21 protein-coding genes and 1 pseudogene are annotated in these 20,133 nt (G+C 65.4%); 8 read left to right on the top strand and 14 right to left on the bottom strand.

Going from position 1 to position 20,133, the window contains the following annotated elements; genetic code table 11:
• Nucleotides 1-45: 45 nt before the first annotated feature.
• Together nth and dapB are read right to left on the bottom strand one after the other, a co-directional pair.
• Nucleotides 46-699: an endonuclease III gene (nth, locus tag KAY22_RS08175; protein ID WP_296622086.1), complete on the bottom strand. Its 654-nt coding sequence runs from the start codon at nt 697-699 to the stop codon at nt 46-48.
• Complete coding sequence (gene dapB, locus KAY22_RS08170; RefSeq protein WP_296622084.1) at nt 696-1,454, bottom strand: 4-hydroxy-tetrahydrodipicolinate reductase; 759 nt, start codon at nt 1,452-1,454, stop codon at nt 696-698. Before dapB ends, nth begins: the two co-directional genes overlap by 4 nt.
• A 149-nt stretch (nt 1,455-1,603) precedes the next feature.
• Here dapB and KAY22_RS08165 point away from each other — a divergent pair, with 149 nt between their 5' ends.
• The 3 genes from KAY22_RS08165 to KAY22_RS08155 all read left to right on the top strand — a co-directional run bounded on the left by KAY22_RS08165 (nt 1,604) and on the right by KAY22_RS08155 (nt 3,311).
• Nucleotides 1,604-1,936 carry a cupin domain-containing protein gene (locus KAY22_RS08165; protein ID WP_296622082.1) on the top strand — a complete coding sequence of 111 codons (333 nt, stop codon included), beginning with the start codon at nt 1,604-1,606 and terminating at the stop codon, nt 1,934-1,936.
• Nucleotides 1,933-2,496, top strand: coding sequence for a DUF922 domain-containing protein (locus KAY22_RS08160; RefSeq protein WP_296622080.1), 564 nt, complete (start codon nt 1,933-1,935; stop codon nt 2,494-2,496). Before KAY22_RS08165 ends, KAY22_RS08160 begins: the two co-directional genes overlap by 4 nt.
• A gap of 110 nt (nt 2,497-2,606) precedes the next feature.
• Entirely contained in the window at nt 2,607-3,311 is a 705-nt protein-coding gene (locus KAY22_RS08155; RefSeq protein WP_296622078.1) for an NAD-dependent deacylase, read from the top strand.
• Nucleotides 3,312-3,419: 108 nt separating this feature from the next.
• Here KAY22_RS08155 and era read toward each other — a convergent pair whose 3' ends face one another.
• A complete protein-coding gene (era, locus tag KAY22_RS08150; protein WP_296622075.1) occupies nt 3,420-4,313 on the bottom strand; it encodes a GTPase Era in 894 nt (297 codons plus the stop codon).
• Nucleotides 4,310-4,978 (bottom strand): ribonuclease III, encoded by a 669-nt coding sequence (gene rnc, locus KAY22_RS08145; protein WP_296622073.1) that lies wholly within the window; start codon nt 4,976-4,978, stop codon nt 4,310-4,312. The genes era and rnc overlap by 4 nt, the downstream gene beginning before the upstream one ends.
• Before the next feature lie 41 nt (nt 4,979-5,019).
• Between rnc and KAY22_RS08140 the strand changes: the two genes are divergently transcribed.
• A complete protein-coding gene (locus KAY22_RS08140) occupies nt 5,020-5,268 on the top strand; it encodes a DUF4169 family protein (protein WP_366514072.1) in 249 nt (82 codons plus the stop codon).
• 7 nt (nt 5,269-5,275) lie between these two features.
• Here KAY22_RS08140 and KAY22_RS08135 read toward each other — a convergent pair whose 3' ends face one another.
• The 8 genes from KAY22_RS08135 to KAY22_RS08100 all read right to left on the bottom strand — a co-directional run bounded on the left by KAY22_RS08135 (nt 5,276) and on the right by KAY22_RS08100 (nt 13,042).
• Nucleotides 5,276-5,554 carry a hypothetical protein gene (locus KAY22_RS08135; RefSeq protein ID WP_296622070.1) on the bottom strand — a complete coding sequence of 93 codons (279 nt, stop codon included), beginning with the start codon at nt 5,552-5,554 and terminating at the stop codon, nt 5,276-5,278.
• A 55-nt stretch (nt 5,555-5,609) separates the two neighbouring features.
• Nucleotides 5,610-6,002, bottom strand: coding sequence for a flagellar export chaperone FliS (locus tag KAY22_RS08130; RefSeq protein WP_296622067.1), 393 nt, complete (start codon nt 6,000-6,002; stop codon nt 5,610-5,612).
• 38 nt (nt 6,003-6,040) lie between these two features.
• Nucleotides 6,041-7,672: a flagellar filament capping protein FliD gene (fliD, locus tag KAY22_RS08125; protein ID WP_296622065.1), complete on the bottom strand. Its 1,632-nt coding sequence runs from the start codon at nt 7,670-7,672 to the stop codon at nt 6,041-6,043.
• 120 nt (nt 7,673-7,792) lie between these two features.
• Nucleotides 7,793-8,932: a flagellar type III secretion system protein FlhB gene (locus KAY22_RS08120; protein ID WP_296622063.1), complete on the bottom strand. Its 1,140-nt coding sequence runs from the start codon at nt 8,930-8,932 to the stop codon at nt 7,793-7,795.
• Nucleotides 8,933-8,935: 3 nt separating this feature from the next.
• Nucleotides 8,936-9,718, bottom strand: a complete 783-nt coding sequence (gene fliR / locus KAY22_RS08115) for a flagellar biosynthetic protein FliR (RefSeq protein ID WP_296622061.1) — start codon at nt 9,716-9,718, stop codon at nt 8,936-8,938.
• Nucleotides 9,715-9,996: a flagellar biosynthesis protein FliQ gene (fliQ, locus tag KAY22_RS08110; RefSeq protein WP_296622059.1), complete on the bottom strand. Its 282-nt coding sequence runs from the start codon at nt 9,994-9,996 to the stop codon at nt 9,715-9,717. Before fliQ ends, fliR begins: the two co-directional genes overlap by 4 nt.
• 30 nt (nt 9,997-10,026) lie before the next feature.
• Nucleotides 10,027-10,818, bottom strand: coding sequence for a flagellar type III secretion system pore protein FliP (gene fliP, locus KAY22_RS08105; protein WP_296622057.1), 792 nt, complete (start codon nt 10,816-10,818; stop codon nt 10,027-10,029).
• Between the two features lie 55 nt (nt 10,819-10,873).
• The gene (locus KAY22_RS08100) at nt 10,874-13,042 is read right to left on the bottom strand and encodes a primosomal protein N' (RefSeq protein WP_296622054.1); all 2,169 of its coding nucleotides are present in this window, start codon (nt 13,040-13,042) and stop codon (nt 10,874-10,876) included.
• A 135-nt stretch (nt 13,043-13,177) separates the two neighbouring features.
• Between KAY22_RS08100 and fsa the strand changes: the two genes are divergently transcribed.
• The 4 genes from fsa to KAY22_RS08080 all read left to right on the top strand — a co-directional run bounded on the left by fsa (nt 13,178) and on the right by KAY22_RS08080 (nt 15,764).
• Nucleotides 13,178-13,831: a fructose-6-phosphate aldolase gene (gene fsa / locus KAY22_RS08095; protein ID WP_296622052.1), complete on the top strand. Its 654-nt coding sequence runs from the start codon at nt 13,178-13,180 to the stop codon at nt 13,829-13,831.
• 38 nt (nt 13,832-13,869) lie between these two features.
• Nucleotides 13,870-14,166, top strand: a complete 297-nt coding sequence (locus KAY22_RS08090; protein ID WP_296622049.1) for a hypothetical protein — start codon at nt 13,870-13,872, stop codon at nt 14,164-14,166.
• Nucleotides 14,167-14,251: 85 nt separating this feature from the next.
• Nucleotides 14,252-14,812 (top strand): DUF484 family protein, encoded by a 561-nt coding sequence (locus KAY22_RS08085; RefSeq protein WP_296622046.1) that lies wholly within the window; start codon nt 14,252-14,254, stop codon nt 14,810-14,812.
• Between the two features lie 16 nt (nt 14,813-14,828).
• Nucleotides 14,829-15,764 (top strand): tyrosine recombinase XerC, encoded by a 936-nt coding sequence (locus tag KAY22_RS08080; RefSeq protein ID WP_296622043.1) that lies wholly within the window; start codon nt 14,829-14,831, stop codon nt 15,762-15,764.
• A 33-nt stretch (nt 15,765-15,797) separates the two neighbouring features.
• Here KAY22_RS08080 and KAY22_RS08075 read toward each other — a convergent pair whose 3' ends face one another.
• Nucleotides 15,798-19,874 (bottom strand): multiheme c-type cytochrome, encoded by a 4,077-nt coding sequence (locus KAY22_RS08075; protein ID WP_296622104.1) that lies wholly within the window; start codon nt 19,872-19,874, stop codon nt 15,798-15,800.
• Nucleotides 19,875-19,909: 35 nt separating this feature from the next.
• Nucleotides 19,910-20,133 (bottom strand): annotated as a pseudogene (locus KAY22_RS08070) (hypothetical protein); the annotation flags it as partial.

Raw genomic sequence — 20,133 nt, 5'->3', positions numbered from 1 at the left:
ATATCGTCCGCGCCGCGCCTTGAAAATGCAGGGCCGCCCCTTGGTTCAGGCCTTGGGCGGGGGAGGGGCCGGGGTCTTCGGCTTGAACCGGCACAGATCCTCGACCGGGCAGCGCCAGCATTCGGGCTTGCGCGCCTTGCAGATATAGCGGCCGTGCAGGATCAGCCAGTGATGCGCCCCCTGGAGGAAAGGCTTGGGCGTGACCTTCTCAAGCTTGAGTTCGACCTGCAGGACATTCTTGCCCGGCGCGAGGCCGGTGCGGTTGGAGACGCGGAAGATATGGGTGTCGACCGCGATCGTCTCGGCACCGAAGGCGGTGTTCATGACAACGTTGGCGGTCTTGCGGCCTACGCCGGGCAGCGCCTCAAGCGCCTCGCGGTCCTGTGGCACCTCGCCGCCATGCTGGTCGACCAGGATGCGGGCGGCGGCGATGACGTTCTTCGCCTTGGTGTTGAACAGGCCGATCGTCTTGATGTGCTGTTTCAGTCCCTCTTCGCCGAGCTCGAGCATCTGCTCCGGCGTGGTTACCTTGGCAAACAGCGGGCCGGTGGCCTTGTTCACGCCGACGTCGGTCGCTTGTGCTGACAGCGCGACCGCGACCAGCAGCGTATAGGGATTGACATAGTTGAGCTCGGTCACCGGCGCGGGATCATTCTCCGCCAGCCGCCGATAGAATTCGAAGACGTCGGCCTTCTTCACAGGCCCAGCACGTCGTTCATCGAATAGCGGCCCGGTGCCCGGCCGGCCATCCACAGGCAGGCCTTTACCGCCCCGCGCGCGAAGATCGTCCGGTTTTCGGCGCGGTGGCCGAGTTCGATCCGCTCATTGTCGCTGGCGAGCACCACCATATGGTCGCCCGCGACCGAGCCGCCGCGCAGCGATGCATAGCCGATCGTGCCTTCCTCGCGCGGACGGTCATTGCCATGGCCGATCCGGTCGAAGCGGTTGAGCGTCACGCCGTCCGATCCGCGCCCCGCTGCTGCGGCTTCGCCGAGCAGGAGCGCGGTGCCCGAGGGGGCGTCGACCTTGTGCCGGTGGTGCATTTCGACGATCTCGATGTCCCAGTCGGGGCCGAGCCGCGCGGTCGCCTCGCGCACCAGATGTGCGAGCAGGTTCACGCCGAGCGAGGTGTTGGCCGATTGCAGGACGGCCAGGCCTGCCGCCGCTGCTTCGTCGATCAGCGCATGATGCTCGGGCTGGAGGCCGGTGGTGCCGATCACGATCGGAACGCCGGTGGCGCTGGCGGCGGCGAGATGGCCGGCCAGGGCAACGGGCGAAGAGAAATCGACCAGCACGTCGCACTGCGCGGCGAGCGTCGCCGCGTCGCCATGCTCGCCGAAGACGGCGCCGCCCAGGTCTACCCCACCCGCGAGCGTGGCGCCCATCGTCGGCGCAATGGCGGCGATCGCCTGGCCCATCCGTCCCTGCGCGCCCAATATTCCGATTGCGGCCATGCCCTGTCCCTTTTCGATCCGCGCGCTTCATGGCGTCCGCCCGCGCGTGACGCAAGCACCGGAACGAGCGGCGCACGGGCGATAGCCTCTGGCCTCGCTGGTCGGGACATGCTCAACTGTACAGCGGAGGCGCAAGCGAGGACCCGATCATGACCGCGCAGGACTGGCAATTCTCTCTTGAATCTGCGCTGGCAGCGCTGCCCGACGAGCAGGGACGGCGCTTCACCTATCCGATCCGCAACGGCAGCATGCGCATCGGCGTCTATGCACCGAAATTCGAGGATGATCAGGCGCCGCATGAGCAGGACGAACTCGACATCGTCGCCTCGGGCTCGGGCTGGTTCGTGAAGAATGGCGAGCGCCGGCCGGTGAAGGCGCAGGACGCGATCTTCGTCGAGGCGCACGCCTTCCACCGCTTCGAGGATTTCAGCGAAGATTTCGTCACCTGGGTGATCTTCTGGGGGCCCAAGGGCGGCGAATGAGATCTGCGATCGCGGCCGGTGCCGCCCTTTTTTCGGCGAGCGCAGCGCATACCCCCTTGGGCAGCGCGCCGATCACCTCAGCCTTTGCCGGCATCCCGAATGTCAGCTTCGACTATTATGACGTCGAAGGGCGGACGCCCGAGGAGATCTATCGCTCGATGCGCAGCCGCGCGCCGCAGACCGGTGACGCCGTGGCGCACACCGCCTGGCACATCCGCGTCGGCTGGCGCCAGACCCGGCGTGGCAACGACTGTCTCGTCGCCGATCCTGTCACGCGCCTCACCATCAAGGTGACTCTTCCGCGTCTCGTGACGAGCGAGGGGCTCTCGGTCGAGGCGTCCTCCTTCTGGTACCGCACGATGAAGGGCCTTGAAACCCATGAAGCCGGCCACGCCCGCATTGCCTTCGATCACCGCAACGACTTCGTCCAGGCGGCTGCCAAGGCGACCTGCGGCAGCATCAAGGATGTCGCCAAGCGGACCCAGAAACGGATCGAAGCGCTGCAGGAGGCCTATGACCGCCGCACGCGCCATGGGCTTGAGCAGATTCCTGGAACGTGAGGGATTTTCGTGAGCCAGGCAGCCCGGATTCTCCCGTGTGGGCTGATCGCAGATTTGTGCGATCGGAACTGCATTCTGCTCAGCGGCCTTGACCATTGGATGTGCTGCGAATGAAGAAAATCGAAAATATCCTCATCCTCACTGGCGCTGGAATATCCGCTGAGTCCGGCCTGGATACCTTCCGCGCCTCGGACGGGCTGTGGGAGAACCACCGGGTCGAGGACATCTGCACGCCCGAGGCATTGGCTGCCAATCGGGCGCTCGTGCTCGACTTTTACGATCAGCGGCGGGCGGCGTTGCGGGCGGTGGAGCCCAATGCGGCGCACATTGCTCTCGCGCGGCTCGATCGGGAGTGGCGGGGGGAGTTGCTGATCGTCACGCAGAATGTCGACGATCTGCACGAGCGGGCCGGGGCGCGGCGCTTGCTCCATATGCACGGCGAGCTGATGTCGGCGCTGTGCGAGGCGTGCGGAGCGCGGTCGTCTTATGGCGGGGCGATGCTCGACGGCACTGTGTGCGCGCAATGCGGGGCACTGGACCAGTTGCGGCCCGACATCGTCTTCTTCGGGGAGATGCCTTACGGCATGGAGCGGATCGAGGCGGCGTTGGCCGAGGCCGATCTGTTCGTGTCGATCGGAACGTCGGGGGCGGTCTATCCGGCGGCGGGCTTCGTGCAGATGGCGCGCCATGCGGGGATCGAGACGCTGGAGCTCAATCTGGAGCGCTCGGCCGGCAGCGGCTGGTTCGATGAGACGCGGTTGGGCAAAGCGAGCCAACTCGTTCCCGAGTGGGTGGACCAGGTGCTCGGCGGCTGAGATTCGGCCCGGCAACTCGGCTCGAACGCTTGTTGCGTCGCCGTCCGCCGATGGATTGCATCATCACCTGGGGCGACGGGCCGGAACGTCCCGGAGCGGGCCGCTCGCTCAGTCGACCCAGTCGAGCCCGATCTCGCGATAGAGGCCGCGGTCGTCGCCCCATTTTTCGGCGACCTTGACGTGCAGGAATAGGTGGACCTTGCGGTCGAGCAGCTTTTCGAGCTCTTCGCGCGAGCGGGAGCCGATTTCCTTGAGCCGGGTGCCGCGCTTGCCGAGGATGATCGCCTTCTGGCTATCGCGGGCGATCAGGATCTGCTGGTGGATCGCGACCGATCCGTCCTTGCGCTCCTCATATTTTTCGGTCTCGACGGCCGAGTCATAGGGGAGTTCTGCGTGCAGCTGGAGGAACAGCTGTTCGCGCGTAACCTCGGCCGCCAGCATGCGGTCGGTGGCGTCGGACACCTGCTCCTCGGGGAAATGCCACGGCCCCTCCGGCACGCGGGCCGCCAGTGCCGCGCGCAGATCCTCGACACCGTCGCCGGTCGCGGCGGACACCATGAAGATCGCCTCGGGGGCGAGCTTGTCCTGCAGCCGGACGGCCAGGTCGAGCAGGCTCTCCTTGGTGCAGATGTCGACCTTGTTGAGGATCACCAGCTTGGGCTCGCGGCGCTGGGCGAGCGTGTCGAGCAGTTCGGTGATGCGGCGGGAAATGCCGGTCTTCGCGTCGATCACGAAGGCGATAAGGTCGGCGTCCTGCGCGCCGCTCCAGGCGGCCGCCACCATCGCCCGGTCGAGCCGGCGGCGGGGGGCGAAGATGCCCGGCGTGTCGACGAGCAGCATCTGGCTCTCGCCGGCGATGGCGACGCCGATCAGACGGGTGCGCGTCGTCTGCGCCTTTGGGCTGACGATCGCGACCTTCTGGCCGACCAGCGCATTGACGAGGGTGGACTTGCCCGCATTGGGGGCGCCGACGACGGCAACGAAGCCGCAGCGTTCGGTCATGACAATTTCTCCAGCAGCGCCTTGGCGGCGGCGGTTTCGGCTTCCTGTTTCGAGCTGCCTTCGGCGCTGGCCTCGGCCTTGCCGGCGATCGAAACGGTGACGGTGAAGCGGGGCGCGTGGTGGGGCCCGCTCCGATTGCCCATGGTGTAGACGGGCGGCTTGCAACGATGTGAGGCGGCCCATTCCTGCAAGGCGGACTTGGGGTGCTTGGGCGCCTGCGCCTGGCCGGTGACGTGGCCGGACCAGGCCGATCGGACGAAGCGCTGGGCGGTTTCTAGCCCGCCTTCCAGATAGAGCGCGCCGATCAATGCTTCGACGACGTCGCCGACGACATTGTCGCTCTGCGCCGCGCCATCGTCGCGCGCCTGTTTGCCGAGCAGCATGTGCGTGCTGACGCCGATCTCGCGCCCGACCTCGGCGCAGACCTCGCGGCTGACCAGCGTGTTGAACCGACGCGAGAGCTTGCCTTCGGGCTCATCGCCATAGATCTCGTACAGCCAGGTTGCGGTGATCAGGCCGAGGACGCGGTCGCCGAGGAATTCGAGCCGTTCATAATGGATCGGGCCATAGCTGCCATGGGTCAGCGCGCGCCGGAACATCGCCAGGTCGCGGGGGACGTGGCCGAGCGCGCTTTCCACCCAGCGGCGAAGTTCGTCGTCATGCATCAGGCGCGCCTTAAGCCCTGATCGCATCTGGTGGAAGCGCTTTGCGCGGCAAGGGCGGCGCTGATCGCGTCGGGATTGCCTCGCGCCGCTCATCGGGGCACAATCGTACCATGGGCGACGTCGTCAATCTGAACAAGCTGCGGAAGGCGAAGGCCCGGGTCGAGGCCAAGGTTCAGGCCGAGGCGAACCGCGTAAAATTCGGTCGGACCAAGGCCGAGCGCAAGCGGGATGAGATCGAACGCGACAGGCTCGTCAAGGCGGTCGAAGGCGTCAAGCTGGACGGCGACTGAGCCTGGTTCAGCGGGTCATCGCCATCATCGAGATCAGGGCTGCGGCCATCCCGCCCCATAGCAGGACAGCCGTGCCGATGAACTTTGCCAGCGCGCGGTGGCGCGCGACCGGATCGGTGATGAAGCCGTCGGCCGTCCGCTCAGCGAGCATCTGCTGCAGCGCATGGGCGGGCGAGGGGACATGCTCGGCGGTGGCGTCGGCCGAGAAACGCACGACCTTGCCCTTCACGCGCCGTTCCTTGAACGCAGCGGTGTCCTGTACGGTCTTGCGGTCGAAATTAGCCATCGCGGTCTCCTGACCGGTGCAGGATGCCCCGGTCGGGGTTAACGCCCGGTAAAGATCAGCCGATCTGCTCCCAGGCCTCGATGATGTCCTTGAGCAGCAGGGCGGCGCGTTCGACGGCGTCCGGGTCGTGGCTACGGCCGCCGAGCTGTACCAGGCGGCGCGCCTCGCGGTAGACGCGGGCAAGATTGAGCGCAATTTCGCCACCGTTGCGGAAGTCGAGGCTGGTTTCGAGCGCAAGCAGGATGTTCGACGCGCGGGCCTGCTTGTCGATGATCTTGGCGCGGTTGCCCACGCGCTGCGCGGCGACCATGATTTCCAGCGCCTTGGTCAGCTCCTCGAACAAGATGCCGATCAGCTGGTGCGGCGTCGCGGCGAGAACGCGCGCTTCGATGTCGACATTCTGATAGGCCATCTTCGCGCCGCCCGTGGCGCCGTAACCGTTGCTCATATACATGCTTCAGCCCTCTTGATCGCGGGGTTTCCGGCTTAGTTGCCGCTGTCGTTGGTCCACAGCTTGATCTGCTGCGTCAGATAGCTCTGGGTCGAGGTGAGAGCGAACAGCGAGGACTGCATGCGCGTATATTGCGCGGTCAGCTGCGCCCGGTAGGCGGTGTCCTTCGCGGTCAGCTTTTCCTTGTCGCCGCTGATCGCGGCTTTCTCGCTTTCGAGCCGGCTCTGTGACGCGGTCAGCTGCCCTGAGGAGGCGGTCAGCTCATTCTTGATTGCGTCGAGCGCGCCTTGCAGGCCGCTGTCGATGGTGATCGTCGCGCTGCTGACCGATCCCAGGACATCGAAGGACAGGCCGGAGGCCGCCGAGGTGAAGGAGGCCTGGACGCCGGTCGCGCCGAGTGGCAGCGTGAAGCCGCCGTTGAGCGTGGCCGAGGCTGCGGATGAACTCGTCCCCGGCATGGCATTGGTCACCGTGTAGACGCCGCCCTTGGTCTTGCCGACGGCGCTGGTGATCTGGATCAGCGGGTTGTCGCTGCGTTGGCCAGGATTGAACATCGCCTCGACGGCCGAGGGGTTGCTCGCCATGATCGATGCGAGCCGCCCGCTGTCGAGCGAAAGACTGCCGTCGCGATTGGTCGACACGCCGATTTCGGCCAGGGTCGTCGGGCTGCCATCGGAGGCATAGGTGAGCTTCGTGGACGTCAACGCGCTCAGCCGTTGGACCAGCGAGCGAATGCCGGTGTCGCTTCTCAGCGAGCCATCGGTACCGGTCATGTCCTTGAGGGTCGTGCGCATCTCGTTGAAGGCGCTGACGAAGTCGGTGACCGCCTGTTTGATCGCGTCGACGGGTTGCGACGAGCCGATGGTGATGGTCGTTCCAGGGGAGGCAGACATAAGGTCGAGCTTCACGCCGTCGATCACGTCGGTGATGCTGTTCGTCGCCTTGCTGACGGGTACGCCGTCGACGATGAGTTCCGCATTCTGCGCGGCTTGTTGCAGCTCCAGGCCGGTAACCGCGTCGGGATCATAGCTGGCCGGGTCATAAGCGAAGCGGTCGAGTTCGCCCGCCGTTCCGCTCGTCATCTTGAGCGAGAAGGCATTGGCAGACCCGGTGGCACCCTTGACGACGAGACGTGCGCCACTGGAGTCGGTGACGATGCTGGCCGAAACGCCCAGACCGCTGTCCTTGATCGCCTTGGCGAGCCCGGCGAGCGTGTTGTTGGTCGAATCGATCGTGATCGTCTTGGTCTGGCTGCCGACCTTGAGTTCGAGCGTTCCGGTGCCGACGGGGCTCGATGCGCCGGTCAGCGGGGCGGCCGTCATCGTCTGGGCCATGGCGAGCTTCTCGACGCGCACCGAAGCCGACAGGCCATTGAGCCGCGCACCTGCCTGAGCGGAGACCTGCAGCACGCTGGTGTTCGAACTGGTCGGCTGGGTATAGAGCGTCCCGCCCGAGATCAGCGTCGACAGGGATGAGGAGAAGGCGTTGATCGAACTGACCGCGCTGGCGAGATCCGAGATTTTTGCCGTGTTCGCGGTTTCACGCGCGGTCAGCACCTTCTGCTTGTACGCGATCGAGGCTTTTGCCAGCTGATCGACGAGCGACGCGGTGTCGATGCCGGACGCGCCCAGCGAGGTAAGGATCGATGAACCGACCGAGCTAACCATTTTTCTTCACCACCTCGCTATGGCCGGTAACGACCTGTCGGGCGGATGATTTAGCGGCCCAATCCCTTTAATTTTCCTAACGCCTGCTAACCAAGTTCGGCGCGGTGAGCGCGCTGCGTGTCACCCGATCTTGCGGCCTTCTTCGTCGAAACGGGCGCCGGCAGGCACGTCGACATCGGGCTGCACGATGCCCTCTGCCATCGCCCGGTCCAGGTTGAAGACGAAGGCGAGGATCGCTGCGACCGCGATGAACAGGTCCTCGCGGATCATCTGACCCGACCGGCTGGTGTAATAGATGGCGCGCGCCAACTGCGGATAGGACAGCAGCGGCACGGCATTCTCGGTTGCAAGCTCCCTGATCGCCTGTGCGGTCGCGCCGCGCCCGCGCGCAAGCACCACGGGGGCGACGTCGAACCCCGGCCGATAGCGCAATGCCACTGCGAAATGGGTGGGGTTTGTCAGAACGACCGTTGAGTCGATCACCGCCTTGCGCGCCGATCCCTTGGCAGCCTGCATCTGCTTGGACCGGATTGCGGCCTTGAGTTCCGGCGAACCTTCGGTCTGCTTGCCTTCTTCCTTGATCTCCTGCTTCGACATGCGAAGCCGCTTGGCGCGCTGGAAAATCTGCGCGGGAATGTCGGCGCCAGCGACTATCGCGAGCGCCATCGTCATAACCAGAACAGCGAAGGTGAAGGACGAACCCAACTCGTCGAGTGCGGTTCTGAGGTCCTGTCGGCCGAGCGTCACGATGCTCGCAATCTGGTCCATCAGCAGCCAGTAGCCGACCGCGCCGAGCACCAGGATCTTGAGCAGCGCCTTGCCGAGTTCGATGAGCCCCTGCGTACCGAACATCCGTTTCAGGCCCGCAGCGGGATTGAGCTTGTTGGCCTTGAACCCGATCGCCGACCAGCGAAAACCGAGCGATCCCAGCAGGGCAGGCGCGGCGATCGCAGCGGCGAGGGTGAGACCGAGCAGCACCACCAGCGGCAGCGCCACGGTTACGACGAGCGACAGGAAGGCCGACAGCGGATCGAAGCGTTCGAGCGAGCCAGCGTCAAAGGACAGGCCATTGGCCAGCATCCGGCGCAGCGATCCGATCGTCCAGGGGCCCGCCATGGCGATCCACGCCGCCCCGACGATCATCACCAGTGCGGTACCCAGTTCGCGGGATTGGAGGACGTCGCCTTTCTCTTCCGCGTCCTTCTGCCGCTTGGCAGTCGGGGCTTCTGTCTTTTCGTCGTCCTCGGGACCGTCGGCCATCGCCTATTTTCCTGCCGCGAGCATGCGCGCCTCGGCCAGGCCGCGCTGGAGCGAGGAGGCGATCCCGTCGGCCATGACCGGGGAGGCGATGGCGATGAGGACGATCCCCGCCATCAGCGTCGCGGGCAGACCCACCGCAAAGATGTTCATCTGCGGAGCCGAGCGCGCGAGCATCGCCATGACCAGCTGGACGAGGATGATTGCGAAGCCGACGGGCAGGGCGATCGCAAGCCCCGCGGAGAACAGCTCGCCACCGAACAGGACGAGTCCCTGAATGCTGTTGCCGCCAAGGCCGCCCTGGCCGGGCGGAAGGGCCTGGTAGCTTTCGACGATGATCGCCGCCAGCTGAAGATGGCCGCCGGTCGCAAGGAACAGGAACATCGCCAGCAGCGAGAGAAATTGCGAGACGGCCGGCGAGGTGGCGCCGGTCGCAGGGTCCATCATCGATGCGAAGCCGAGACCCATGGCATTGCTGACGACCTCACCCGCCAGCAGCGCCGTCGAAAAGCCGATCTGAACCGCAAAGCCCAGTGCGAGCCCGATCAGCGCTTCCCCTGCGACCAGGAAGACGCCGTCGATGCTCACGATCCCGCCGACCGGCAGGACGAACGGCGTGTTGGCGAAAGCGGGAATGCCGAGCGCCAGCGCGACCACCGCACGGACCTGGACCGGCACCTGCGGAGCGCCGAAGACCGGAGCCGCGATGAACGCCGCTCCCGGCCTTATCATCGCGATCATCCATAGCCATAGCTGGGTTTCGACCCCGGCCAGACCCTGGGGTATCACCGCAGCATGTCCGGTATGCGGGCGAACAGCTCGCGGGTGAAATCGGCGAGCAGCATCAGCATGGCTCCGCCGAAGATGGCGAGAGCCGCGCCGACGATGATCAGCTTGGGCACGAAGCTCAGCGTCTGCTCGTTGATCGAGGTGGCTGCCTGGATCATGCCCAGCACGATCCCGACGATCAACGCCGGCAGCAGGACCGGCATCGAGATCAACGCCAGGATCCACATCGCCTGCTGCGCGATCCCGATGAAATATTCGGGAGACGCAGCGCTATCCATGGCGCTGACTCAGGTCGGATGCCGCCGTACTCATGTCGCGAAACTCGCCGCGAGCGAGCCCATGGTCAGTGCCCATCCGTCCACAAGAACGAATAGCAACAGCTTGAAAGGCATGGAAATAATGGCAGGCGATAACATCATCATGCCGAGCGACATCAGCGTCGATGCGACGACGAGGTCGATGATCAGGAAAGGCAGGAAGATGAGGAAACCGATTTGAAAGGCGGTCTTCAATTCGCTGGTGACGAAGGCCGGCAGCAGGATCGAGAAGGGGATGTCGGCGGGGCGGGCGAAGCGCGGCGCCTTGGCCAGATCGGCGAACAGCTTGAGGTCGGTCTGGCGGGTCTGCAGGACCATGAAGCGGTGGAGGACAGATCCGCTGCGGGTGATCGCTTCCTCGATCGTGATCTGGCCGGCCCCATAGGGTTTGAAGGCGGTGGCGTTCATCTGGTCGATCGACGGTTTCATGATGAACAGCGACAGGAACAGCGCCAGCCCGACCAGCACCTGATTGGGCGGGGTCTGTTGCAGGCCCAGTGCCTGGCGCAGCAGCGAGAGAACGATGATGATCCGCGTGAAGCTGGTCATCATCAGCACCAGCGACGGCAGAACCGTCAGCAGGCTCATCAGGACCAGGATCTGCAGCGACAGCGACAGCGGGCGACCGTCGCTCGCGATCGTCGTCATCGCGCGGTCGAGCGCTCCGCTTTGGGCGGGACCAGCTGTCGACGCCCAGGCCGGATCGCCCAACAGCACTCCGGCGACCACGGTCGCGGCGACGAGCAGAATCGATCTGATGGTGAAAAGGCCCCCGGCTTTCATGGACGGGTTTCAGCACTTGGCGGCGGCAACATCAAGGGGCCTCCCATGTCGGCGGTCACAGGAAGCTGTAGGGATCGACGTCGACCGCGACGCGGACGCCGCGCGGCCATTCGAGACTGCCCAGCCAGTCGCGAATGACCCGCTGAACGTCGAGTGTCCGTCGAGCGTGTACCAGCAGGCGCTGCCGATGGCGCCCGCGCAGCATTGCCAGCGGTGCGGGGGCGGGGCCATAGACGTGCATGCCCTCGACGGCGGGTGCCGTGCGGCCGATCAGTCGCGCGGTCGTGGTGGCCTCATCCAGTTTTTCTGACGAGATGATGATTGCGGCATAGCGGCCGAAGGGCGGGGCGTCGGCCATGCGGCGGGCCTCGGTCTCGGCGTCGTAGAAGCTCTGCGGATCGCCCGACAGCAGCGCCTGGATCACCGGCGCCTTGGGCGAATGGGTCTGTATAAAGACGTGGCCCGGTTTCTCGCCGCGACCGGCACGGCCGGCGACCTGGGCGATCTGCTGGAAACTGCGCTCGGCCGCACGCAGGTCACCGCCCGAAAGGCCCAGATCGGCATCGATCACGCCGACGAGGGTCAGCTCGGGAAAATGATAGCCCTTGGTGACCAGCTGGGTGCCGACGACGACGTCGATGTCGCCGGCCTCCATCCGTTCCACGAATTCGGCCGCCTTGGCAGGGGTGGAAAGTGTGTCCGAGGTGGCGATGGCAATGCGCGCCTCGGGAAAGAGCATCGTCACCTCGTCTGCGATGCGCTCGACGCCGGGGCCGCAGGCGACCAGGCTGTCCTCGTCCTTGCATTCGGGACAGGCCACCGGGGGCGCCATGACATGCCCGCAATGGTGGCATTGAAGCCGGCTGAGCAGCCGATGCTCCACCATCCAGGCGGTGCAGTTGGGGCATTGGAAGCGGTGGCCACAGGTCCGGCACAGCGTCAGCGGGGCGTAGCCGCGCCGGTTGAGGAAGAGCAGGCTCTGCTCCTTGCGCTCAAGCCGGTCCGACAGGGCGCGCACCAGCGACGGCGCGAGCCAGCGGCCGCGCGGCGGCGGATCGCTGAGCAGATCGATCGCCTCGATCGTCGGCAGTTCGGCCACACCATGGCGCGAGGTCAGCTTGAGTTCGGTGTAGCGCCCGATCGCCGCCTGTTGCCGTGTCTCGATCGCGGGTGTCGCAGAGGCGAGGATGATCGGTATCGCTTCCAGCTTGGCGCGCATCACCGCGACATCGCGCGCATGATAGAGGACGCCGTCCTCCTGCTTGAAGCTGGTCTCATGCGCCTCGTCGACGACGATGAGACCGAGATTGCGATAGGGGAGGAACAGAGCCGAACGGGCGCCGACGACGACGCGCGCCTCTCCGCGCGATATGGCGCGCCAGGCGCGGCGGCGCTGCGACTGGCGAAGCTCACTGTGCCAGGCGACCGGCAGATGGCCGAAGCGTGCCTCGAACCGTTTGAGGAAGGGCTCGGTCAGCGCGATCTCGGGCAGCAGGACCAGCGTCTGGCGATCCTGGCGTAGCGCGGCGGCGATCGCCTCGAAATAGACCTCGGTCTTGCCCGAACCGGTGATTCCATCGAGCAGGAAGGGGTGAAACTCTTCCGCGATCACGGCGTCGGCCAGCGTCCCCGCCGCCAGTCGCTGCTCGTCGGACAGATGCGGGGGAGCATGATCGGGATCGGGCAGGGGCCAGGGCGTGTCGATCGACACCTCGACCGCCTCGATCGCGCCCGCCTTGACGAGGCCCCGGATCACCGCGTCCGAGACGTCTGCGATCGTTGCCAATTCGCGGATCAGCCCCTGCCGCTGGCCGATGCGGTCGAGCGCCTGTTCGCGCTGCGGTGTCATCCGGCCCGGCCGCTCGCCGGTTGCGCGATATTCGGTGATCGTCCGCGCGCCGTCCAGCGCACTCGACGATGGCAGCGCCATGCGCAGCACCGCGCCGGGCGGCGCCAGATAATAGTCGGATGTCCACTCGATCAGCCGGCGCAGCGGCGCCGCGATCGGAGGGACATCATAGACGCCGAGCAGCGGCCGCAGCCGATTGTCGCCGACCTGATCGTGCGACGGCAGGCTTTCTTCCTCCCACACGACCCCGACCAGCTGGCGCGGGCCGAGGGGGGCAAGCACGATGCTGCCGGGTTCAATCACATGCTCCCGATCCGCCCGATAGTCGAGCGGCCCGAGGGCGGGATTGAGCAGGAGGACATGGGCGCGGGCCATGCCTGCGTCGATAGGGATGCGGCGCAGCGGCTGCAACGAAAAGACCTGTCGACCGACAGGACAAAAGCTGGTCGGCGGCGGGGCGCATCGCTATAGGGCTCGGCAACAATCGCCGATCCAGAGGGACCCCGTTTCATGAAATTCTTCATCGACACCGCCGATACCGCCGACATTGCCGAAATGGCCGCCACCGGCCTGCTCGATGGCGTCACCACCAACCCCTCGCTGATCGCCAAGTCGGGCAAGCAGTTCGTCGACGTCATCGCCGAGATCTGCAAGATCGTCGACGGGCCCGTGTCGGCCGAGGTCGTCGCGCTCGACCATGAAACGATGATGAAGGAAGCCGAAGTCCTGCGGAAGATCGCGGACAATGTCTGCATCAAGGTGCCTTTGACCATCGACGGCCTGAAGACCTGCAAGGCGTTGTCGGACGATGGCACGATGGTCAACGTCACCCTCTGCTTCTCCGCCAATCAGGCGCTGCTGGCGGGCAAGGCCGGCGCGGCGTTCATCTCGCCCTTCGTCGGTCGGCACGACGATATCGGTTTCGACGGCATGCAACTGATCGCCGACATCCGCCAGATTTACGACAATTATGACTTCGGGACCGAGATCCTCGTCGCCAGCGTCCGGCATCCGGTACATGTGCTCGAGTCCGCCAAGATCGGCGCCGACGTGATGACTGCGCCGGCCTCGGTCATCCGCGCGCTGTTCAACCACCCGCTGACCGAGAAGGGCATCCAGGGCTTCATGGCCGACTGGGCCAAGACGGGCCAGAGCATTCTCTGATCGCTCTGCTCCTCCTGCTGGCGGACGCGCTGGCGGCGATGCCGCTCGACAAGGCCATCGCCGCCGCGACCGACTGCCAGCGGGGCAAGCGGGGAGAGATAGTGGTCTGCCGGCGCGGGCAGGGGAGCGAGCGCTATCGCATTCCCGAGAGCCTTCGCGATCCCGGCTTCGATTTCTCCGACATGTCGGTCGAAGGCGTGTCGCGCGAACGGCATCGCCTGCTCGATGCGGGCGCCAGCGGAATCGGCTCCTGTTCGGCCTCCGGCGCCGGCGGGGCGAGCGGCTGTCTCGTCCAGAAGTTCCGCCAGTGGGAGCAGCAGAAGGCGGGCCACTGAGCGGACCCCTGCGCGATTCCGCCGGGGACATCCGAAATCGCGCTATCGCCATTGTGCGTTAACCATTGTCGGTTAGACTGCCGACATGGGAAGCGTGATCGACTTCGAAGTCGGCGCGATGGCGTCGCTAAAGAGGCGGGTTGCCGAGGTCGAAGAGGCCAATCAGGACCTCATCGCCTTCGCCCGCGGCCATTCGGGCGCGGTCTCCTCGATCCACTCTGCACTATTGGCAGCAACCGAGGCCGAGAGCCTCGATCATCTGATCCATATCGTCACACAGATGTGGCCCGACATATTGGGCCTCGATGCCGTATCGATGGCGCTGTTTGTCGATGAAGGCGGACTGCGCGCCGATGCCTCCGGCGTCCAGTTCGTCGAGCGCCGGCTGATCGAACGCTCGATCGAAGGCGTCGATGCGGTCGTGATGCGCGGGGTCGATCGCGGCCACCCGCTGTTCGGACCGGCCTCCGAACTGATCCGGGCCGAGGCGCTGATAAGGCTTCCCGTCGATGGGCCTCTGCCTGGCGGCATTCTCATGCTCGGACAGCGGCGGCCTATGGGGTTCGACAACCGGGCCGGTTCCGAGCTGCTGACCTTCCTCGGGGCGATGCTCTCGCGTCTCGTTCTGCGCTGGCTGCTTCCCTGACGCGGGGGCCGGGCCTATGCTCGGCACGATGCAGACACCCCATCTGGACGATCATCCCGCGCGACTTCTGGCTGCGCAGTGGAGTGAACATCTGCTGCGCGACCGGCGGCGCTCGGCGCACACGGTGCGCGCCTATGTCGCCACCGCGCACCGTCTGGTCGGTTTTTTGGGGCAGCATCTGGGGCGGCCAGTCGATGCCGCCGCGCTGACCGGAATCGAACGAGGGGACTTGCGCGCTTTTCTGGCCGAACGGCGTTCCGGCGGTCTCGCCAATGTCTCGGCCGCACGCGAACTTTCCGCAGTTCGTGCCTTCCTCGCCTTTGCGGGAGAAGCGTCGGGTGTGCCGAAGCGGGTGAACATCCGCGGCCCGAGGACGAAGAAGGGCCTGCCTCGGCCGGTCGCCCCCAGCGACGTGCAGGATATCGTCGAGGATGCCGCCGAGTCCGCCAGCGCGCCGTGGATCGCCGCGCGCGATCAGGCTGTGCTGTTGCTCCTCTATGGCGCCGGTCTGCGCATCGGCGAGGCAGTAGGTCTGACGGGGGCGATCCTGCCGCTCGGCGAGACGATGCAGGTTACCGGCAAGCGCGGCAAGACGCGCGTGGTGCCGATGTTGCCCCCGGTGCGGGAGGCGTTGGAACTTTATGTCCGGCTCTGCCCCTATGGCACGTCACGCGACGAGCCGCTTTTTAGAGGCGCGCGGGGCGGGGCGCTTGCGCCCGAACTGATCCGCAAGGCCGTGCGCGCGGCGCGGGTGCGGCTGGGTCTGGATGAGCGGACGACCCCCCATGCGCTGCGGCACAGCTTTGCGACCCATCTCCTCGGCCGGGGCGCCGATCTCCGCTCGCTCCAGGAGATTCTCGGCCATGCGAGCCTGTCGTCGACGCAGGTCTATACCGGCGTCGATACCGCGCATCTGATGGACGTCTATCGCAACGCCCACCCCCGCGCCTGAACCTGCAGGCGGAGGGGTAGGCCGGCCGGTCGATCAGCGCTTTGCCAGCGTCCGGTTCGGGACATAGTCGTTGAGGTCCGCAGCGTCGCTGACCTTCCACGGCATGCCCCGCGAGTTGAGATAGAGCTTCTCCATCTCGTTGCGCTTGAACGGACGCGACCCCACACGACCGAAGATCGCGATCTGATTGCCGCTCTCGTCGACGCCTCTGTCACGGTCGAGGCCCTTGGACAGCGACAGAGCCGGCGTCGGCGTCTTCGCCCAGGCAATCAGTTCGGGCTTCGGCGCAGGCGAGAAGCCGTAGAAATTGGGCTGGCTGTCGGGCGAGGTCAGCTGGATCACCTTCAACCCGTTCCGTCCATCCGCCACATAGGCGAACAACGAAGCGTTGGTGGTGCCGACGATCACGTCTTCCGCATCGTTCAGGCGGCCATCGAAGGTCACCTTCTGATAGAGCTTCGGCTTCAGCGGGCGGGTGATGTCGATGATGACCAGACCGTCCTGCTTCGCGGCGACATAGGCATAGGTGCGGGCGAGATAGACACGCTGCGCGTTTGCCAGCGGCACAGTCGCTTCGGGTACCAGCACCGGTCGGTCGAGGTGGGTCACGTCGATCAGTTGCAGGCCATCTGCGGTCGTTACCCACAGATAGCGGAACTGTAGCGCCGAGGCGCGGGCGTCGCGCAGCGGGATCGTCGCGGCCAGCTTCGGCGCCTTGGGATCGGTCAGGTCGACGACGACCAGGCCGATATTGGCCGTGATATAGGCATAGTTGCCGCCGAGAGTGATGTGACGCGCACCCGCCAGGATGTTGTTGGCGTTCCAGGTCACTGTCCGCTTCAGGAAGTTATTGCGCGGCTCGCCATCGGCCAGCGTCTCGACATTGACGACGATCAGGCCTTCCACCGAGTCCGTGACGAAGGCGTAGCGATAGATCTCGCCCATCTTCTGTTCCTGGTTCTCGGGGTAATATTTGACGATGTGATCGTTGCGCTCGGTCGAGATCGGCTGGCCCGTCGGCAGCGCCATGCAGGTCGCATTGTTGCTCGCGACGTGCGTGTCCTGGCCGAGCGGGGAGAAGGGCGCCGTCAGGATGCGCTGCGAGGTGCCCTTGTTGGCGATCGAGGCGACGTCATAGACGCGGAAGCCGCCCTTGCCTTCGGCCACGAAGAAATATTCCCCGCGCAGCTGGACGCAGCGGGCTGCGCCATTGGTCGGATGATGGGTGTTGGCGAATTCCTCGACGGCGTCGGGCTCGCCCGACAGCTTCTTGCCGAAGCGCGTACCGCGGACCCATTCGATCAGTTCGCGGTCGTGCGACAGATGCTGCTTGTACCAGTCGGGATAGGCATATTTGTGCAGATAGGAGCCGATTACCGCCTGCGGTTCGCTCCATTCGGTCACGCGGATCGCCTCGATGCCCTTTTCCAGGCCGGTCCAGGCGTTCAGCCCGACGAAGTTGACGAAGTTCGTCCCCAGCAGGTTGAGCTGCGCCATGATCGCATTGTTGTCGTCGTCCTGCGACAGATGGCAATCGGTACAGCGCTTCGTCTCGGTCTTGCGGACCGTGTGCGGGAAGTGCGGTGCGAAGGCCTGGCTCGAATAGCCGGCCGATGAGATTGGCGGCTGCTGGATGTAGATCCGCTCGCGGTTGAGGTTGGTCGAGGAGAGGACCAGCGCCGAGGTGGACCGGATCGGGGCGATGATGTTGCCCTTGGTGGTCTGGTGAATGCCCAGCTGGAACATCTCGTCGCGCGCGACCTGCGGGTTGTAGGTCGCGAAGTTGCGCGTCTCGGCGCCGTCATATTTGTGCGTCGTCGTCTTCCAATTGGCCTCGATCGGCAGGTGGCAGCCGCCGCACGACGTCGTCCACGACAGATGGCAGGTGAAGCAGGCCATGTTGTCGACATTGTGCGCACGGTCCTCGGGCGCGATGCCGGGGCCCCAGCTGAACTTGCCCGTTTCAACCCCGTCCTTGCCCATCAGCTTGGCGCGGGCGGCGAGCGGATTGAAGTGCGCGCTCGACCGGTCGACCGCTTCACGGACCAGCGAGACTTTCCACTCGATCTTCGGGTCGACGATCGAGCGCTGGATCAGGACACGCTCGCCCTTGGCGTCGACGGTCCATTCGAAGCGGCGCTTGCCGTCCTGGTTGCGCAGCAGCGACAGGTCGGTCCCGCCCGGAGGCGCCGCCGGCCCCGAGGTGCGCAGCGTCGGGAAAGCATCCGGCGTGCCGTGGCAGTCCTTGCAGCCGATCTCCACCGCATTGGCGACCTCGCCATAGATCAGGCCATTGCCATGGCTGTCCTGCGCGAAGTGGCAGTCGGCGCACTGCATTCCCTTTTCGGCATGGATGTCCATCATGTGGACAGCCTTGCCCTTCTGCTCGCCGATCTCGGCAAACATGCCGGTGCCGTTCTTGCGGAACTTCTCGGGATCGTCGGGCGACACGATCTTGCCATCGGCGTCGAGCAGATTGCCCTCGCGGTCGCGCTTGTAGATGGCGCGGAAGTTCCAGCCATGGCCGTGATAGTCGGCGAACTGGGTGTCCTTCGCTTTCGGGTTCACATCGTCATAAACGTTGCGCAGGAAATCCAGATCGCCCCATTTGCCGATCGCGGCGGCGGCCTCCGGATTGCGCTCCTGCACCGCATGGCGCTCGGCGATCGTCGGGTTCTTCTGCTTCTCGGGCCACATCAGCGGGGCGTCGGACTCATAGTCCCACATCGTGTAGCCGAGATAGCTGTTCAGGAAGATGTTGGGCTGGTGCATGTGGCAGTTCATGCACTGGGCGGTCGGGATCGCCTTGGTGAAGGCGTGCTGGATCGGGTGGCCCTTTTCCTTCATCGGCCCGACCGGATGGCCAGCGACGCCCTTGCCGTCGTGCGAAGTAGCATCGCCATGATCGCTGCGGTCATGATCGGGGGAGGGCGCGCCATGATGGCCGCCGCCGCCATGCCCGTCGCCATGACCGTCGCCAGCGGGTTCGAGCTTGTCCTTGATCGTCGGGTCGACCGTCGCCGTCTGACCGTCACGGCCATATTTGGCGTAGATCAGGCTGTGCTTCGGCTCGCGGTCGTTCGCATAGACGACGTGACAGCCCGCGCAGCCCGAATTGCGATAGTCGCCGGGCTGGTCGTTGGTTCCCATGAACCACATGAAGGGATCGTTGAGACGCGTCTTGTGGATATTGAGGACCGGGATCGCGACGCGCAGGCCGGTGCCGGGACCGCGATTGGACTGCTTGAGGTCGGGCCGGCCCGGCTCCTCCAGACGCTGGATGTTGCCGCCGATATTGGGCAGACCGATTTCGGCAAAGGTGCTGTTGATCGTGCGTCCGCCGCGCTCGAACACACGGAAGATGTCGCCTGGCGGGATGACGTGCCAAGTCGGCAGCGGATACATGACGGGCAGGGCGCCGCGCGCTTTCTGCTCGGGCGTCACGGTGCCGGCCGGGGTGCCCGGCGACTTGATCTGCGCCGGCTGGCCGTCCGAGGTGTAGGCCTCGCCGAAAATGTAATTCTTGTAGGGGACGATGCCGTTATTATAGGCGCCGCCGCCCCACAGCATCGCGCCGGTCGACATCAGCGAGCGTTCGGCCGCCTGGATGATCTCAATGTGACAGGCGCCACAGGCCTGGCGGGCGACGCGATAATCCGACGGATTGACGAAGCGGATATATTCCGGCGCTTCCTTGTTCAGCAGGGTGTAGCTGCGCTTTGGATTGGCCGAGGACGGCCAGTGCCAGCTCTTCGGATATTTAGGCAGCACATGCGCTTTGTCGCGCGCTTGAACATAAGCCGCGTCGGCCATTTGCAGGCCTGCCTGGACCCGTACAGACGGATCGCCGCCATGGCAGTCGACGCAGCCGAGGACGACCGCCTCGCTCTGGTGCATCGTCTTGCGATCGGAAGCGGTGTGGCAGGAGATGCAGCCGTCGCTCTTGGCGTCCGCCTGTGTCCAGTCCTGCGTGCGCGGAGCATCGCCAAACTTGGGATAGACGCGCGCAACGGGCTTTTCGCCTTCGGAGGCGGGGGCCACCGAGGGAAGCGAGACCAGCGCGGCGACCGCTGCCGCCAGCGCCAATGCGCCGCGAGCCGCCCATCGCATCGTCGTCATCGATCCCAAAGCCCCCATGTACGCCCTCAGTAGGTCAGGATCGCGTTGAACAGCACCGAATAATATCGGTTGTCTCCGCGTGAATTGGTAAACAGATCGGCAAAGCCCTTGGACGGGTCGAGCACCGCGCCGGACAGGCGGAAAACTACGTTCTGGATCATCGAGGGACGCCAGATCAGCGCACCCGATAGGTCCCAACCGATCGACTTCGGAATGCTGCCTTCATTGCGCAGCTCACGCAGCGTGGCGG

This window comes from Rhizorhabdus sp. (assembly GCF_018006725.1).
Lineage (GTDB): Bacteria > Pseudomonadota > Alphaproteobacteria > Sphingomonadales > Sphingomonadaceae > Rhizorhabdus.
This window is presented reverse-complemented; position numbering and strand designations above follow the sequence as displayed.